Raw genomic sequence first — 16855 nt, forward strand, 5'->3', positions numbered from 1 at the left:
CGGCGCCGGCCGCCCCGGGCCCCGGCAGCCACGTGAAGGCGTCCGTCAGCCGCCCGGGGGGAATCCACCCGTCGCGCGGACCGAGTGCCGCCGGGAGGGCGGGCCGCTGGGGCCGTACCGTCTGAGGCAGGACGTCCCACCCCCGGAGGCATCGGCACCATGGACCAGCGGCGGCCCCTCACCGACGAGACGCTGAACGCGGCGGCGGACGCGTTCGAGCGGCTGCGCCCGCGGCTGTTCGGCATCGCCTACCGGGTCCTGGGCAGCGTGTCCGAGGCGGAGGACGTGGTGCAGGAGGTGTGGCTGCGCTGGCAGGGCGCCGACCGGGGCGCGGTCCTCGACCACGGGGCGTACCTGGCCAGGATCACCACCCGGCTGGCGATCAACGTGGCGCGGTCGGCGCGGGTCCGCCGCGAGTCCTACGTCGGGCCCTGGCTGCCGGAGCCGGTGGACACCAGCGCCGACCCGCAGCTCGGCGCGGAGCGCGGGGAGGCGCTGGAGCTGGCCGTGCTGCTGGTCCTGCAGCGGCTCAACCCGGTGGAGCGGGCCGCCTATGTGCTGCGGGAGGCGTTCGGCTACGCCTACGGCGAGATCGCGGACATGCTCGGGCTCGGTCAGGCCAATGCCCGGCAGATCGTCTCCCGGGCCCGCCGGCGTCTGGCCGCCGAACGGCGGGAGCCGGTCGACACCGCGCAGCACCGGCGTCTGCTGGAGGCGTTCGTCGCCGCCGCCCGTGACGGCGACGTCGCCGCGCTGGAGGACGTGCTGTCGGCCGACGTGGTCGCCCACGCCGACGGCAACGGCATGCGCGGCGTGGCCAGGCGGGCGGTGGCGGGTGCCGGGCGGGTGGCCAGGGTCACGGCCTTCACCCACCGGTTCTTCCCCGGCGCCGAATACCGCCTGGCCGAGGCCAACGGGCAACCCTGTCTGCTGCTCCTGGTGGACGGGGCGGCCGTCGCCCTGGTGAGCGCGACGGCGGGGCCGGGCGGCATCGACGGGCTGTACTGGGTCCTGGCGCCGGAGAAGCTGCGGGCGTACGAGCGGTCGGCCCGGGGACGGACCGACCGCACGTAGGCCGCCGGTCAGCTCCTCTTCAGCCACTCCTCGAAGCGGGTGGCCGCGAGGTGCGTGCCGTCGTCACCGGTGAGCACGTCGGGCATGCCGGCGAACAGGCCGGCCTTCTCGTCGGTGACGACGGTGCGGCCGTCCGGCTCGGCCGCCAGGGTCAGTTCCCCGAGCCGGTCGAGTCCGTACACCTCGGGGCCGGCGATGTTGCGGATGCCGTGGGACGGTTCGCCCTGTGCCGCCTCGGCGACGGCCGCGGCCACGTCGGCGGAGGCGATGGGCCGCAGCCGTGTGGACGGCAGCCGTACCTCGGTGCCCTGGGTGGACATGTCCATCACCGGAGCGACGAACTCGAAGAACTGCGTGGCGCGCACCAGGCTGTACGGCACGCCGCTGTCGCGCACGGCGTTCTCCTGCGCGACCTTGGCCTCGTAGTAGCCGTAGCCGGGCACCTGGTCGACGCCCACGATCGACAGGGCCACGTGGTGGCGGACGCCCGCTTGCTTCTCGGCGGCGAACAGGGTGCGCGCCGACCGGGTGAAGAAGTCCAGAGCCGGTTCGGTGTCGAAGGACGGCGAGTTCGACACGTCCACGACCACGTCGGCGCCCTCGAGTGCCTCGGCCAGTCCCTCGCCGGTGAGGGTGTCGACGCCGGTGGAGGGTGCGGCGGGAACGGCCTCGTGCCCGGCCTCGCGCAGCAGGGCGACCACCTGCGAGCCGATGAGTCCCGTACCGCCGACTACCACGATCTTCATCACTGTCTCCGTTTCGCTGAAGTGCTGACTCACCACGGAGACAGAGCAGGACGCCGTTCTGTGACAGGCACACCGGTCGCGCCCACCGGCCGACCCGGATCGCCGCACACCCCTTCCCGGCACCGGTACCGACGTGTCATGCTCACGCCGCCACAAGCTTGAACATTGTTCACCTACATGAACAAGGAGCGGACGATGGGCGCACCACGACGCGCGGGGATCCTCGCGCTGGCACTGACGGCGTTCCTCACGGGCGCCGCCCCCGCCGCCTCGGCCCGGCCGGACGCGGCGCACTCCGACCGCGCACCGCACACCACGGTGCTGGACGGCACCCGTCTCGAGCGCACCAGGACCCGCCTCCAGCACGGCGGCGACCCCCGACTGCGGCAGGCGGTCCGGGTGTTGCGGGCGCGCGCCGACCAGTGGCTCGACCAGGGCCCCTGGACCGTCGTCGACAAGCCCCGCCCGGCCCCCGGCGGCGACGTCCACGACTACCTCAGCCAGGCCCCGTACTGGTGGCCCACCACGACGCCGACCGCCGACAACCCCTGGGGCTGCCCCTACGTGCAGCGCGACGGCGAGCGCAACCCCGAGGTCGACTCCGGCACGGACCGCCAGGACCTGGAGAAGACCTTCGACTCCGCCTACGACCTGTCCCTGGCCTGGTACTACACCGGCGAGCGGCGCTACGCCCTCAAGGCCGGGCACGTACTGCGCACCTGGTTCCTCGACCCGTCCACCCGGATGAACCCGAACCTCGACCACGCGCAGTTCATCCCGTGCAAGTACGACGGCCGCGCCATCGGCATCATCGACTTCTCCCAGTCCTACACCGGCGTCCTGGACGCGCTCGCCCTGCTGGAGACCGGCGCCCCGGGCTGGACCCGGCAGGACCGCAGCGCCATGAGCCGCTGGAACACCGACTTCCTCGGCTGGCTCAAGGACAGCGACTTCGGCAGGCAGGAGGCGGCCGCCACCAACAACCACGGCACCTTCTACGACCTGCTGCTCGCCGGCCTGGCCCACGCCACCGGCGACATGGCGCTGGCCCGGCGCACGGTGCTCGACGCACGGGACAAGCGCATCGCCGTGCAGATCGCGCCGGACGGCCGCCAGCCCCAGGAACTGGCCCGGACCAGGAGCTGGCACTACTCGACGTTCACGCTGGTGGCCCACACCAGGCTGGCGGCCATCGGCCGCCGGGTCGGGGTGGACCTGTGGGCCTACCGGGGTCCGGGCGGCCAGAGCCTGTTCAAGGCGGTGGACTACCTGCTGCCCGCCGCGACGGGCGCGGCCGACTGGCCGCATCCGGAGCTGGAGTTCCGCCGTTTCGCGGCCACCGACGTCGTGCACGCGGCCGCCGACGCCGGGGACCCGCGGGCGCGCGCGGCCGTTCCGTCGCTGGAGGAGCCGCCGGGCGGTGATCTGTGGGCGTTGCGCCCGGCGGCGGAACAGCTCGACTCGATCACGGGCTGACGGGCCGGGAGAGGCGACCCGGGGTGAGAGCCGGTGGGGCGGAGACCGGTCAGACCGTGGAGAGGTCGATCGCCCGGTCGACGTCCCGCGGCCGCAGGACGCGCAGGATGCCTTCCAGCAGGTAGTAGTCGGCGTACGGCAGGGAGATCTCCACGCCGTCCTCGGCCGGGCGGTTGCGGGTGCAGCGGGCGACCACCGCCTCCGCCCGGGCCGAGTTCCGGGTCAGGCAGGTCTCCGACAGGGCCGTGAGCAGCCGCAGCGCCACCTCGCGGTACGCGCCGTGACCGGTCGCGGCGGCCAGGTCGAGGAGCCCGCAGGCCATGACCGCGCCGGCGGACGCGTCCTTGACGTCGTGCGGCTGCTGCGGCGCACGGTAGTCCCACACCGGGACGTGGTCCGGGGTCAGCGCGCCGATCGCGAAGTCGGCGAGGCTGCGGGCGGTGGCGAGGAAGTCCCGGTCGCCGGTCCGCCGGTACATGGTGGTGAACCCGTACAACCCCCAGGCCTGCCCGCGCGCCCAGCAGGACGACGGGCTGTACCCCTGGACGGTGTTCGGGCCGATCGGGGCGCCGGTGCCGGGGTCGAAGTCGTAGACGTGCGGGGTGGAGCCGTCCGGGCGCGGGAAGTACCGCCGCGTGGTCCTCGCGTGCTCGACGGCGATGTCCAGGTACCTGCCGTCACCGGTCTGCCGGCTCGCGAAGGCCAGCAGGTCCAGGTTCATCATCGTGTCGATGATGACGCGGCCGGCGTTGTCCGGGCTGTCGAGCGCGCCCCAGGCCCTGAGGAAGCGGCCGCGCGGGTTGTACCGCCGGATCAGCGAGTCGGCGGCGCGCAGGGCGCCCGTCCGCCATGCCTCGTCGCCCGTCAGCCGCCAGGCGGTCACCCAGGAGGGAGAGAAGAGGAAGCCGAGGTCGTGCGTGCCGGTGTCGTACTGGCGCGGGGCGAGCCGGCGCGCCGCGTCCGCGGCCAGGGTGCGGAAGGCGTCGTCGCCGCTGTGCAGCCACGCCATCCAGAGCGTGCCCGGCCAGAAGCCGCCGACCCAGTCGCCGTTCTGCGAGTACACCCACTTCTCGAACTTGGTGCCGACGGGGAAGGCGGTCACCTTCGGGGCGACGGCGTGCAGCTTGTCGACGGCGTAGTCGGCGGCCTCGCGGAGCCGGCGCAGGGTGGGTGCGGGCACGGGCGCTCTGTCGGCGGCCTGGGCCGCGGTCACGGCGCCGTGCGGACCCGGGGCCGCTGCGGCCGGCGGGGCTGCGGACAGTGCTGCGGCACCGGCCGCCGCGGACAGCACGGCACGACGGGAGACACGCATGCGGATCCCTCCAACTGTGGGGCGTGGGAACGGAGTTGACCGAGCGTCGCATGAACGGCAGCAGCCTGTACACCCACGTGAGAGATGTTCATGGCTGTGAACACCGCGTGTGTGGCGAAGGGACGGGCCGGGGCTACCGGCCTTCGGGGGAATTCCGGCCCGGGAGCGCGGTTCGGGGGCCGCCGGGTGGTACGGGCATGTGGTGTCCACGCCTCCCGGTCCGCCCGCCTCGCCCCCGCCTCCCCTGAACGACGCGGAGGAGCGGGTACCGCGAGTGCTGCGGACCGCCGGGGCCTACGCCTGGCGGCTCATCGCGGTCGGCGTCGTCGTCCGGTTCGCCTTCTCCGTGCTCGGCGAGTTCCACCGGGTCGCCGTCGCCGTCTTCCTCGGACTCGTCATCACGGCGGTGCTGCGCCCGGCAGCCGGCCTCCTGGCCCGGTACATGCCGCGCCCGGCGGCCGTCGCCGTCGTCCTGATCGGCGGCATCGTCCTCGTCCTCGGGGCGCTGGCCCTGGTCGGCGAGACGGTGGCGGAGCAGCGCAGCGGGCTGGAGCGGGAGTTCGTGGCGGGGATCGACCGGATCGAACGGCAGTTGGAGCAGGCACCCTTCCACCTTCCGGCCCACATGTTCGACGACCTCCAGTCACGGGTCGGCAAGCTGCTCTCGGAGCACCGCTCCACCCTCATCAGCACGGCGCTCACCGGCGCCGGCCGCCTGGTCGAGGTGCTGACCGTGCTGGCGCTCGCCCTGTTCTGCTCGGTGTTCTTCACCTACTCCGGCGAACGGCAGTGGCAGTGGGTGTGCGACCAGCTGCCCGAGCGGGCACGCCTGCGCTTCTCGGTCGGGGCCGGGGCCGCCTGGCGGACCTTCACCGGTTACACGCACGGCATCCTGCTGGTGGCGGCGACCAACGCCGTCCTCGTGGGCATCGCCCTGTTCGCGCTGGGGGTGCCGCTGGCTGTGCCCCTGGCACTGCTGGAGTTCGTGGCCGCGTTCATCCCGCTGATCGGTTCGCCGATCGCCCTCGCCGTGGCGGCGGTGGTCGCCCTCGCGACCGAGGGCCCGCTGATCGCGCTGGTGGTCGTCGCGCTGATCGTGGTCATCGGCCAGATCGAGGGGCACCTCCTGCACCCCCTGGTGATGAGCTGGGCGGTCCGGCTGCACCCGGTGGTGGTCGCCCTGGCCGTCGTGGGCGGGGCGGTCGCGGCGGGGGTGATCGGCGCGGTGGTGGCCGTACCGCTGGTGGCGGTGGTGTGGTCGGTCTACCAGGCCCTGCGTGGCGGAGCTGGGGAGCCCCCGGCCGCTCAGGGTGGTCACGCTCCACACCCGACGTCATAACTATGGTGTCCCACCACATACGCCCTTGACCTGGCCGTTCCTACGGTGTGGCGACACACAACCGTCCCCGCAGAACGCCAGGAAGTGGTGCCGATGTCGTCGCCCGCGACAGCTCCCCCCGCCCCGTCGAACCTCAAGCGCATCGTCGCCGCCAGCCTCATCGGCACCACCATCGAGTGGTACGACTTCTTCCTCTACGGCTCCGCCGCCGCGCTCGTCTTCAACCAGCTGTTCTTCCCGGACTCCGATCCGCTGGTGGGCACGCTGCTGTCGTTCCTGACCTACGCCGTGGGCTTCGCCGCCCGGCCGCTGGGCGCGCTGGTGTTCGGGCACTACGGTGACCGGCTCGGCCGCAAGAAGCTGCTCGTGCTGAGTCTGCTGCTGATGGGCGGGGCGACGTTCGCGATCGGGCTGCTGCCGACGCACGCCACCATCGGGTCCGCCGCCCCGGTGCTGCTCACCGTGCTCCGCCTGGTGCAGGGGTTCGCGCTGGGCGGCGAATGGGGCGGGGCCGTGCTGCTCGTCTCGGAGCACGGCGACGCGCGGCGGCGCGGCTTCTGGGCCTCCTGGCCGCAGACCGGCGCCCCGGCCGGCCAGCTCCTCGCCACCGGAGTGCTGTCCCTGCTGACCGCTCTGCTGTCCGACGCCGCGTTCGGCAGCTGGGGCTGGCGGATCCCGTTCCTGCTGTCCGGCGTCCTGGTGATGGTCGGTTTGTGGATTCGTCTGTCTGTCGACGAATCGCCTGTCTTCAAGGAGGCACTGGCGCAGGCGGAGGCCCGCAAGGCGGCCGCCCTGCCGACGGAGGAGGAGAAGACGCCCCTGGTCGCGGTGGTGCGCCACCACTGGCGGGACGTCCTGGTCGCGATGGGCGCCCGCATGGCCGAGAACATCAGCTACTACGTGATCACCGCCTTCATCCTCGTCTACGCCACCACCTCGGCCGGCGTGTCCAAGCAGACGGCCCTCAACGCCGTGCTGATCGCCTCCGCGGTGCACTTCGCCGTCATCCCCGCGTGGGGCGCCCTCTCCGACCGGATCGGCCGCCGCCCGGTGTACCTCGTCGGCGCGGTCGGGGTCGGGCTGTGGATGTTCCCGTTCTTCGCGCTGATCGACACCGGCGGCTTCGGCAGTCTGCTCCTCGCCGTCACCGTCGGCCTGGTCCTGCACGGCGCGATGTACGCGCCCCAGGCCGCGTTCTTCTCCGAGATGTTCGCGACCCGGATGCGCTACTCCGGCGCGTCCATCGGCGCCCAGTTCGCCTCGGTGGCGGCGGGCGCGCCCGCCCCGCTGATCGCCACCGCGCTGCTGTCCGAGTACGGCAGCTCCACACCGATCGCCCTGTACGTCATCGCCGCCGCCCTCCTGACGGTCGTCGCGGTGGCGGCGGCCAAGGAGACCCACCGGAGGGACCTGGCGGACGTCACCGCCCCCGACGCCGGCGCCACCTCCCCGGCGAGGGCCGGGACGAAGGCCGAGACGGAGGACGCCCGTACCGTCTGAGGCACCCGGCCCTGACGCCTCCCGCACGCCCGATGCGTGCGGGAGGCGTCAGGGCCGTTCGGGGGCCGAGAGCCGGTGCAGGCGCAGGGCGAGCTGGATCTCCAGGGCGCGCGCCGGGCTCTGCCAGTCGGCGCCGAGGAGCCGGCCGACGCGCTCCAGTCGCTGGGCGACGGTGTTGACGTGCACGTGCAGGTCGTCCTTGGTGCGGGCGGGGCTCATGCCGCTGGCGAAGTACGCGTCGAGGGTGCGCAGCAGCTCGGTCCCACGCCGCCGGTCGTAGGCGACGACCTGGCCGATCGTCCGGTCGACGAAGCCCGGGATGTCCCGGTCGCCGGCCAGGAGCAGCCCGAGGAAGCCGAAGTCCTCGGCGGCGGCACCGTCACCGCGGCGCCCGAGGAGACGCAGGGCGTCGAGACAGCGTCCGGCCTCCGCGTACGCCGCCGCCACCGCGTCGGGGCGGGCGGCGAGGTCCCCGGCGGGCGCGGAGGCGCCGACCGTGACCGGGGCGTGGACCGCCGTGCCCAGGTGGCGGGCGGCCCGGCGGGCCACGGCGGTGGCGGTGTCACCGGGCGCGAGGGGAAGCAGCAGGACCGTGCCGCCGTCGCGTGCGGCGGCCAGGCCGTGACGGGTGGCGGCCAGGTGCGAGGCGGCGGCGGCCAGACGGCGGCGGGCGTCCGCCTCCTGCTCGGCGTCGCTCCCGCCGTCGGCGGCGTCCTCCAGCCGCGCGGCCAGCACCACGTGCACGGCGTCGAGGTCGGCGTCGAGTCGTGCGGCGCGCTCCCGCAGCAGGCGCGGGTCCCGGTCACGGGCGTCCAGCAGGTCGTCCAGCAGCTCGCCGCGCACGCGCTGTTCGGCGTCGGCGGCGGACCTGCGGGCCAGCAGCAGCAGGGAGGTGACCATCGCGGCCCGTTCCAGAGTGCGCTGGTCGACGGGGTCGAGGCCCGGCTGACCGTGCAGGACGAGCGCGCCGAGCAGCTCCCCGCCGGCGGCCACGGCGGCGATCCAGTCGTCCTGGTGCCGCACCGCGTGGCCCTCGGCGCGCGAGGCCTCCACGGGCCCGGCCGGTGCGGCGGCGGCCTCGGTGAACTCGACCGTGCCGTCGAGGATCTCGGAGACCGCTGCTGCCACGTCGTGCACCCCGCCGCCCCGCAGGACCAGCTCGGCGAGCCGGTCGTGCACGTCGGAGGCGCGTTCGATGACGCCGCTGCGGTCCCGGATGATCTCGTTGGCCCGCTCCAGACCGGCCAGGGCCGACCGGGTCTCGGCGAGCAGGTTGGCGGTGTCGATGGCGGCCGCGGCCAGCGCGGCGAAGGAGCCGAGCAGGGCGATCTGCTCCCGCTCGAAGACCCGGGCGCGCCGGTCCGCCGCGAACAGCACGCCGATGACGTGATGCCCGAGGCTCAGCGGCACGCCGAGGATGGCCACGAGTCCCTCGTCCCGCACGCCCGCGTCGATCGTCAGGGTGTGCTGGAAGCGGTCGTCCTTGAAGTAGTCGTCGGTGACGTACGGGCGGGCGGTCTGGGCGACCAGGCCACCGAGGCCCTCCCCCATGCCGAGCCGCAGCTGCTGGAAGCGGGCCGCGACCGAACCCTCGGTGACCCGCATGTAGGTGTCGCCGCGCTCCGGGTCGTTCAGGCTGAGGTAGGCGACGTCCGTGCCGAGCAGCGACCGGGCGCGCTGCACGATCGCCTGGAGCACCGCGTCCAGGTCGCGCAGCCCGGCGAGGTCGTGGGCGGTCTCGAACAGCGCGGACAGCTCGGCCTCGCGCCGGCGCCGTCCCTCCAGCTCCGCACGCACCCGCAGGGCCAGCGGCTTGGCGTGCGCGAGCGCGGCGATCCACTCCGCGGGCCGGCCCTCGGCGCGGGCGAGCAGCTCGGGCTGCTCGTAGGCGTCGGCGGAGGCGCCGCGGGCCAGCAGTTCGAGGAACGGCGTCTCGGCACGCGCCGGGGACGGCTGCGTCCCGGCCGGCGGCAGCGCGGCAGGGGCAGGCCGCACCTCGGCGCGAGCCGGCCGCGCGGCGTTTCCGGCCGGCGAGGTCCCGGCTCGGGACGACGGCGGTGCGGCCGTCCCCGCGGGGCGCCCGGCCGGCTGGTCGTGATCACTGGACATGCCCACAGGATTCACCATGACCGGGCCGTCCCGTCAGCCCTGTGGACAACTCCCGGGCGACCGGCCCCGGCCCTCAGTGGGCGGTCCAGCCGCCGTCGAGCACGAGCGAGGTGCCGGTCACGAAGGACGCCTGCGGTGCGCACAAGTACGCCACGGCCTCGGCGACCTCCTCCGGTTCGATCAGGCGCTTGACCGCACTGTCCTGCAGCAGCACCTCGGACAGCACCCGCTCCTCGGGGATGGCGTGCGCCCGCGCCTGGTCCGCGATCTGCTGCTCGACCAGTGGGGTGCGCACATAGCCCGGGTTCACACAGTTCGAGGTGACTCCATGGGCGGCGCCCTCCAGCGCCGCCGTCTTGGAGAGCCCTTCCAGCCCATGTTTGGCTGCCACATACGCCGACTTGTAGGCAGAGGCGCGCAGCCCATGGACGGACGACACATTGACGATGCGGCCCCAGCCCTGTCCGTACATGTGGGGAAGGGCGCCGCGGATGAGCCGGAACGGCGCCTCCAGCATCACCGTCAGCACCGTGTGGAAGACGTCGGGCGGGAAGTCCTCCAGGGGGCGCACGAGCTGGATCCCCGCGTTGTTGACGAGGACGTCGGTGCCCGCGGCGGCGAGTTCCGCCGCGTCCAGGTCGGTGAGGTCGAGGACGTGCGCTTCGACGGTGCCCGCCAGGCCGCGGCCCTGTTCGGCGAGCCGTTCCAGACCGGCGGCGTCCCGGTCGACGGCTCTCACCTTGGCTCCGGCGGCCGCGAGCCGCAGCGCGCAGGCACGGCCGATGCCGCCGGCGGCGCCGGTGACGAGGGCGGTGCGGCCGCCCAGGTCGAGCGGGGAGGCGTGGGGAGCCATGAGGGCACGGGACGCGGTCATGCCTCGACCCTAGGCAGCGCCCACGCCTCACCACATGTGGTCAGACCCCACACTTCACCCCGCAGAGGTGGGCTCGAACCATGTGGGGCCGTCAGACAGGGCTTGCTTGATCCGGAACAGCCCGAAGTCGTCCAGTGCGGGCAGGGCGTCGATGGCGAACCAGGCCACGTCCAGCGACTCGTCGTCGTTGACCCGGGCCTCACCGCCGACGGCTCGGCAGTGGAAGGTGATGTCCATGTACTGACAGATGTCGCCGTTCCCGTAGGTGACGGGCTGCAGCGCCTGGACCAGGACGACCCGTTCGGCGACGCAGTGCACGCCCGTCTCCTCGTACACCTCCCGGACCGCGCAGGCCGCGGGCTGCTCCCCCGGGTCGGGGATGCCGCCGAGCACGGACCACCTGCGGGTGTCGGCCCGCCGGTTGAGCAGCACCCTGCCCTCGTCGTCGAAAACGAGGGCGGTGACACCGGGGAGCCAGAGCAGTTGGTGGCCGGCCGAGGCGCGGAGCGTGCGGATGAAGTCGGGAGTAGCCATGCCCCGACCCTAAGCGGCCGGCCTCGACGTCCCGGCCGGTTCGGGGCGGTGTGCGCCGGGCGTACGGCTACGCGTCACCGGCGCGTCGCCGCCCGCGCAGGGCGGTGGCGGCGGCCCAGCCGAGTCCGCCGGCCGCGACCAGCACGAGCGCGATCTCCGGCAGGACTCCGAGCCGGGTGGCCGGGGTCTGCGAGGACCGGAGCGGCACCTTCTGCACCAGCGAGTCGGCCACGAACATGCCGGTCTTCCGGGTGATCGTCCCGTCGGGCATGATGAAGGCGCTGACGCCGCTGGTCACCGGCACCGCCACGGTCCGGCTGTGCTCCACCGCGCGGACCCGGGACATGGCGAGCTGCTGGTAGGTCATCTCGCTGCGGTCGAAGGTGGCGTTGTTGGACGGCACGGAGATCATCTGGGCGCCGTCCGTGACCTCGGACCGCACCGCCCAGTCGAAGGCGGCCTCGTAGCAGGTGACCAGGCCGACCTTGGCGCCGTGCAGGGTGAACACGCCCGGTTCGGTGCCGCGGGTGAAGTCCTGGCGGACCATCTCCGTCCAGCTCTTGTTGATCGCGCCGATGAGCGGGCGCAGCGGCAGGTACTCGCCGAAGGGCTGGATCTGGCGCTTGTCGTAGGTGTCGACGGGTCCCTCGGCCGGGTCCCAGAGGATCTGCTCGTTGTACAGCCGGCCGTCCCGTTCGACGACGCCGCCGACCGAGATCGGCACGCCGACGGCCTTGGCCGCTCCGTCGATGACCGCCCGGGCGTCGGCGTTGGCGAAGGGGTCGATGTCGGAGGAGTTCTCCGGCCACAGCACGAAGTCGGGCCGGGCCACCTTGCCTGCCCGGACCTCGGCGGCCAGGCGGTGCGTCTCGCGGGCGTGGTAGTCGAGCACGGCGCGCCGCTGGGCGTTGAACTCCAGGCCGGCCCGGGGCACGTTGCCCTGGATGACCGCCACGGTCACGTGGCCGTCCTCGGCCCGGTCGCTCACCAGGGGCCGCGCCGCCACGGCGCCCACCACGGGCACGGCCAGGCTGAGCAGGCCCACAACCGCCGCGGCCCGCCGCACCTCACCGGTCCTCCGCCGGGTGACGGCCACGTGGACGGCCTCGTACAGGCCGAAGCCGCACAGGGCGACCGCGAAGCCGAGCACGGGGGTGCCGCCCACCGCGGCGAGCGGCAGGAACACCCCGTCCGCCTGGCCGAAGGCGACCTTTCCCCAGGGGAAGCCCTCGAAGGGCACACGCGCGCGTGCCGCCTCTCCGGCGATCCACACGGCGGCGGCCCACACGGGCGCGCCCGGCAGCTTCGACACGGCGGCCACACCGGCACCGACCGCGCCGACGAACAGCGCCTCGATGGCCACCAGGGCGAGCCACGGCCCGGGCCCGACCTCCACCCCGGTCCACACCAGCAGCGGCAGCAGGAATCCGAGTCCGAAGAGGTAACCGAGACCGAGTCCGGCCTTCCACCCCCGGCCGCGCAGCACCCAGCCGAGCACGGCGAAGGCAGGCAGGGCCAGCCACCACAGGGTGCGGGGCGGGAAGCTGACGTAGAGGAGCAGTCCGGCGAGGGCGGCTGCGGCGGCCGGGACGAGACGTGCGAGCCGGCGGCTCCACGTCCGGGCGCCGGGCGCGACACGCGGCTCCAGCCGGTCCGACTCGCCGACGGATGTTGCGGTGACGGTCACGTCCGGAGTGTACGGCGTGTCGTGTCGCAGCCGACAGCACAGTCCACGGCGCCCGGGAGGCACACCATCCCGCAGATCCTTGGCCCCTCGCGGGAGCATCCGGCCCCCGGGGGCCGGCACGACGAGATCACCGACCCCCCGCCGACGTCCCGCGCCCGTGCGGGCCTCCTGCCGCCCCGCCCCGTCTCGTGTCCGCGGCACCGGTCTTGTTCATTTCGTCACGGCGCATCCCCAAATCCTTCACCAGCCATTACCGTGTGCCGAAGCCTCCGTCGTGCGGCCCGCAGCGGTCGTCCGGACGAGGTCTTCACAGGTCAGGGGCTAGGGGCGCCGGGGGGCGTGCGGGGTGGGTTCCAGCGGGATGGCGTCCGCGTCCGGTGCGGGCGCGGACGGTGAGAGACGCAGCGCGGCGGACGCCGCCGGTGTGGTGGTGCTCGGGGCCTGCGCCGGCTGGTCCCTGATCACGGCTGCCGCGCACGACGGCCGGCCCGAGGGCGTGCTCCTCGCGGTGCTGGCGGTCGCGGCCGGGTACGCGGCGGGCCGGATCGGCGGAGCCGTGGTGCCGGTCGGCGCGCCCGTGGCCGCGGCCCTGGCAGGCGTCGCGCTGACCCTGGCCGTGCCGCACCTCGCCCCCGGTCCGCAGATCGGCGCGCCCCTGGGACACGCCGGGGCCACCGCCGCCGTGCTGACGCTCTCGGCCGGTGCCGCGTGCTGCGCCGCCTGGGGAACCTCCCGCCCGGCCGTGCGGTTCGCCCTGCGGCTGCTCGCGGCCGGTGCCGCCCTGCTTGCGGCCCTCCTCGGCTCCACCGTCGGGTGCGTGGCCTGCGCGGCCGTGCTGCTCTGCTCGCTGGCCGCCGGCCGCACCCCGCACCGCGGTGCCGCCCTGGCCGTGCTGGCCGCGGTCGCCGTCCTGGTGACGGGGCTGACCTGGTCGGTCGCCGCGCGGGCCGTGCCGAGCGGTTCGGGCGGTGCCGTCGAGGAGCGGCTCACCCCGCACCGGGTGGAGCTGTGGCAGGACGCGTGGCGTCTGCTGGCCGAGGAGCCGGTCCTGGGCGCCGGGCCCGGCCGCTTCGGGGAGCTGAGCGCGACGTCGGCCCACTCGCTGCCGTCCGACGGCAGGCCGCACTCCGCGGCACTGCAGCAGGCGGCCGAGCAGGGCGTCGTCGGCGTGGTCCTGCTGGTGGCGGCGTTCGGCTGGGTGCTCTACGCGCTGTGGCGGGGTCCGCGTCCCACGCCGGTGGCGCTCACGGCGGGCGCGGCCCTGACGGCACTGGCCACGATCGCGGCGCTGGGCAACGCGCTCAGTTTCACCGCCGTCTCGGTGGGTGCGGGCCTGCTGGCGGGCATGGCCACGGCGCGCCCCCTGCCGGCCGGTCCGGCGAGCCGTACGGCGGAGCCGCGCGCACAGGACGCGGGACACGCGGCCGCCTGACGGCGCTGCGGGTTCCGGCCACGGCTCCCCATCGGTCCCGCTGCGCGGGCTCGGCCGCGGACTCGCGGCCGAGCCCTCACACGTCAGTGCGCGGCCGCTCCCGGCTTGCCGGGTCGCAGCCGCTCCTCGATGACCCGCACGGCCGCCTCCGCGTCGTCGACGGTGACCGTGAACGTGTGGCCGTCCCACAGTTCCAGCACCACGCCCTCGCCGCGCCGCACGACCACCGCCGTCCCCATCTCCGGCCGCCACCGGTAGCCCCAGCCGCCCCAGTGCCGAGGAGTGACGTGCGAGGTGTACGTGGCGCCGACGACCTGGGAGAGGGGGATGCGCCGACGGGGCAGTCCCATGTGGCCGCAGCGGACCTCCAGGTGGTCCTCGTCGACGCGGAGGGCGACGTGCACGAAGGCGAGCGTCCCGAACAGGACCAGCAGACCGGCGGCGATGCACCCGACGACGGCCATCACGAGCGGGGCGATCCCGGACTTCCACGCCGAGTCCACGGCCAGCGCGATGCCCAGGGCGAGGCAGGCGGCACCCGCGAGCGCCAGCAGCCACTGGACCCGGTTGGTCGCACGACCGGTCCAGACGTCGGGGTACCGATGGGTGGCGTTCTCGCCGTGGGGGTGGTCCCTCATGCCATCGAGGTTACTCAGGTTTCGCTGGGTCGGTACCTGGTGGCGGAGGGTGACTGCGCCGGCCGGGGGTCCTGTCCGCGCAGCGCACCGCGCCCCTCAGCGCGCGGGCGTGACCGCCTGCAGCAGTCGGCCCTCGGCGTACGCCAGGGCGGGCCCGGGCAGTGCGCCCTCGCGGCCGCTGAGCAGCACGGTGAGGGTGCCGTCGGGCGCGGCGTCCGGGGCGGGCTGTTCCCCGAGCCGGCGCAGGGCCTGGGCGGCCACGGCACCGGCGGAGCCGTGCAGCACCAGGGGCGGGCGGCCGGGACGCTGGACGGCGGCCCGGATGCGCTCGGCGACCAGTTCGTAGTGGGTGCAGCCCAGGACGACGGTGGTCACCTCCTCGGGCGTGAGGGCGGCGGCGGCGGAGACCGCGGTGTCGATCGCCGCCTCGTCTGCGTGTTCCACGGCCTCGGCCAGGCCCCAGCAGGGCACCTCGGTGACGGGCACCCCGCCGGCGAAGTCCCTGATCAGGTTCCGCTGGTAGGGGCTGCCGGTGGTGGCCGGGGTGGCCCAGATGGCGAGGTGGCCGCCACCGGCCGCGGCCGGCTTGATCGCGGGCACGGTGCCGATGACCGGGAGCTGCGGTTCGAGGCGGGCGCGCAGGGCGGTCAGGGCGTGCACGGTCGCGGTGTTGCAGCCGACGATGAGGGCGTCGGGGCGGCGTGCGGCAGCCGCTTCGGCGACGGCGAGGGCGCGACCGGTCAGGTCCTCCGGCGTCCTCGGGCCCCACGGCATGCCGTCCGGGTCCAGGGAGAGCACGAGATCGGCGTCGGGGCGCAGCCGCCGTACCGCGGCGGTGGCCGCCAGCAGACCGATTCCGGAGTCCATGAGCGCGATCTTCACCCGATCACGATAGACGATGAGCCGCTTCGGGCCGGTGCCGTGGGGCAGACTGCGCGCGTGAGCGCCGTTGTGTGGACTGCCGCTGGATCACTGCTCGCCTGGTTGTGGCTGCTGCTCTGCCAGGGCTTCTTCTGGCGCACGGACGTGCGCCTGCCGCCGCGGCGGGACCCGGAGGTGTGGCCGCCGGTGTGCGTCGTGGTCCCGGCCCGTGACGAGGCCGCCGTGCTGCCCACCGCGCTGCCGTCGCTGCTGGGGCAGGACTATCCGGGGCGGGCGGAGATCTTCCTCGTCGACGACGGCAGCACGGACGGCACCGGCGAGCTGGCGCGCGGGCTGGCGCGGCGGCACGGCGGGCTGCCGCTGACCGTCGCCTCCCCCGGGGAGCCGCCCGCGGGCTGGACCGGCAAGCTGTGGGCCGTCCGCCACGGGATGGCGCTGGCACGCGCGCGTGATCCCGAGTACCTGCTGCTCACGGACGCCGACATCGCGCACGCGCCGGACAGTCTGCGCGCACTGGTGGCGGCGGCCGGCTCCGGCGGGTTCGACGTCGTGTCGCAGATGGCGCGGCTGCGGGTGGAGAGCGTCTGGGAGCGGCTCGTGGTGCCGGCGTTCGTGTACTTCTTCGCGCAGCTCTACCCGTTCCGCCGGATCGGCCGGCGGGGCACCCGCACGGCGGCCGCGGCCGGTGGCTGCGTGCTGCTGCGGGCGGACGCAGCCGCGCGGGCGGGGATCCCGGACGCCATCCGGCACGCGGTGATCGACGACGTGGCGCTCGCGCGGGCCGTGAAGGGCGCGGGTGGCCGGGTATGGCTGGGGCTGGCGGACCGCGTGGACAGCGTGCGGCCGTACCCGCGGCTGCACGACCTGTGGCGGATGGTGTCCCGCAGCGCCTACGCCCAGTTGCGGCACAACCCCGTGGTGCTGGCGGGGACGGTCGCCGGGCTGGCGCTGGTGTACCTCGTGCCGCCGGCCGCCCTGGCCGTCGGTGTGGCGGCGGGCAGTACGGCCGCTGCGGTCGCGGGCGGCCTCGCCTGGCTGATCATGGCGGGGACGTATGTGCCGATGCTCCGCCATTACGGGCAGCCCTGGTGGCTCGCCCCGCTGCTGCCGTTCACCGCGTTCCTCTATCTCCTCATGACGGTCGACTCGGCGGTGCAGCACTACCGGGGGCGCGGTGCGGCCTGGAAGGGCCGCACCTACGCGCGCCCGCAGGCCGTGCCGGACGAGGGCTGACGGCTTCCCCGGGCCGCCA

Annotated in this window: 14 protein-coding genes; 6 read left to right on the top strand and 8 right to left on the bottom strand. The window is 74.4% G+C overall.

All coding sequences use genetic code 11. The annotated features are described in order from the left end of the window. Positions 1-159: 159 nt before the first annotated feature. A complete protein-coding gene (locus ACZ4M5_RS12805) occupies positions 160-1074 on the top strand; it encodes an RNA polymerase sigma-70 factor (RefSeq protein ID WP_467735903.1) in 915 nt (304 codons plus the stop codon). An 8-nt stretch (positions 1075-1082) separates the two neighbouring features. On the opposite strand, the gene ACZ4M5_RS12810 is transcribed toward ACZ4M5_RS12805, so the two are convergent. Continuing rightward, positions 1083-1820: an SDR family oxidoreductase gene (locus ACZ4M5_RS12810; RefSeq protein ID WP_467735905.1), complete on the bottom strand. Its 738-nt coding sequence runs from the start codon at positions 1818-1820 to the stop codon at positions 1083-1085. A 195-nt stretch (positions 1821-2015) separates the two neighbouring features. Between ACZ4M5_RS12810 and ACZ4M5_RS12815 the strand changes: the two genes are divergently transcribed. Then, positions 2016-3296 (top strand): alginate lyase family protein, encoded by a 1281-nt coding sequence (locus ACZ4M5_RS12815; protein WP_467735907.1) that lies wholly within the window; start codon positions 2016-2018, stop codon positions 3294-3296. A gap of 49 nt (positions 3297-3345) precedes the next feature. On the opposite strand, the gene ACZ4M5_RS12820 is transcribed toward ACZ4M5_RS12815, so the two are convergent. Continuing rightward, entirely contained in the window at positions 3346-4608 is a 1263-nt protein-coding gene (locus ACZ4M5_RS12820; protein WP_467735909.1) for a glycoside hydrolase family 88 protein, read from the bottom strand. Between the two features lie 274 nt (positions 4609-4882). Here ACZ4M5_RS12820 and ACZ4M5_RS12825 point away from each other — a divergent pair, with 274 nt between their 5' ends. Beyond that, the gene (locus tag ACZ4M5_RS12825) at positions 4883-5947 is read left to right on the top strand and encodes an AI-2E family transporter (protein WP_467735911.1); all 1065 of its coding nucleotides are present in this window, start codon (positions 4883-4885) and stop codon (positions 5945-5947) included. Between the two features lie 93 nt (positions 5948-6040). After that, positions 6041-7447: an MFS transporter gene (locus tag ACZ4M5_RS12830; RefSeq protein ID WP_467735913.1), complete on the top strand. Its 1407-nt coding sequence runs from the start codon at positions 6041-6043 to the stop codon at positions 7445-7447. 48 nt (positions 7448-7495) lie between these two features. Here ACZ4M5_RS12830 and ACZ4M5_RS12835 read toward each other — a convergent pair whose 3' ends face one another. The 4 genes from ACZ4M5_RS12835 to lnt form a co-directional block, all read right to left on the bottom strand. After that, on the bottom strand, positions 7496-9556 hold the full coding sequence (locus ACZ4M5_RS12835; protein WP_467735915.1) for a helix-turn-helix domain-containing protein: 2061 nt from the start codon (positions 9554-9556) through the stop codon (positions 7496-7498). A 73-nt stretch (positions 9557-9629) separates the two neighbouring features. Further along, complete coding sequence (locus tag ACZ4M5_RS12840; RefSeq protein ID WP_467735917.1) at positions 9630-10430, bottom strand: 3-hydroxybutyrate dehydrogenase; 801 nt, start codon at positions 10428-10430, stop codon at positions 9630-9632. A gap of 54 nt (positions 10431-10484) precedes the next feature. Next, complete coding sequence (locus tag ACZ4M5_RS12845) at positions 10485-10964, bottom strand: NUDIX hydrolase (RefSeq protein ID WP_467735919.1); 480 nt, start codon at positions 10962-10964, stop codon at positions 10485-10487. Between the two features lie 67 nt (positions 10965-11031). After that, complete coding sequence (gene lnt, locus ACZ4M5_RS12850) at positions 11032-12651, bottom strand: apolipoprotein N-acyltransferase (RefSeq protein WP_467735921.1); 1620 nt, start codon at positions 12649-12651, stop codon at positions 11032-11034. A gap of 361 nt (positions 12652-13012) precedes the next feature. Here lnt and ACZ4M5_RS12855 point away from each other — a divergent pair, with 361 nt between their 5' ends. Continuing rightward, a complete protein-coding gene (locus tag ACZ4M5_RS12855; RefSeq protein ID WP_467735923.1) occupies positions 13013-14083 on the top strand; it encodes an O-antigen ligase family protein in 1071 nt (356 codons plus the stop codon). 83 nt (positions 14084-14166) lie between these two features. On the opposite strand, the gene ACZ4M5_RS12860 is transcribed toward ACZ4M5_RS12855, so the two are convergent. After that, positions 14167-14721: a hypothetical protein gene (locus tag ACZ4M5_RS12860; protein ID WP_467735925.1), complete on the bottom strand. Its 555-nt coding sequence runs from the start codon at positions 14719-14721 to the stop codon at positions 14167-14169. Between the two features lie 96 nt (positions 14722-14817). After that, positions 14818-15603 (bottom strand): glutamate racemase, encoded by a 786-nt coding sequence (locus ACZ4M5_RS12865; protein ID WP_467735926.1) that lies wholly within the window; start codon positions 15601-15603, stop codon positions 14818-14820. A gap of 39 nt (positions 15604-15642) precedes the next feature. Between ACZ4M5_RS12865 and ACZ4M5_RS12870 the strand changes: the two genes are divergently transcribed. Beyond that, entirely contained in the window at positions 15643-16836 is a 1194-nt protein-coding gene (locus ACZ4M5_RS12870; RefSeq protein WP_467735928.1) for a glycosyltransferase, read from the top strand. The last annotated feature ends 19 nt before the right edge of the window (positions 16837-16855 follow it).

The sequence above is a fragment of the Streptomyces sp. NPDC026246 genome (assembly GCF_055567995.1).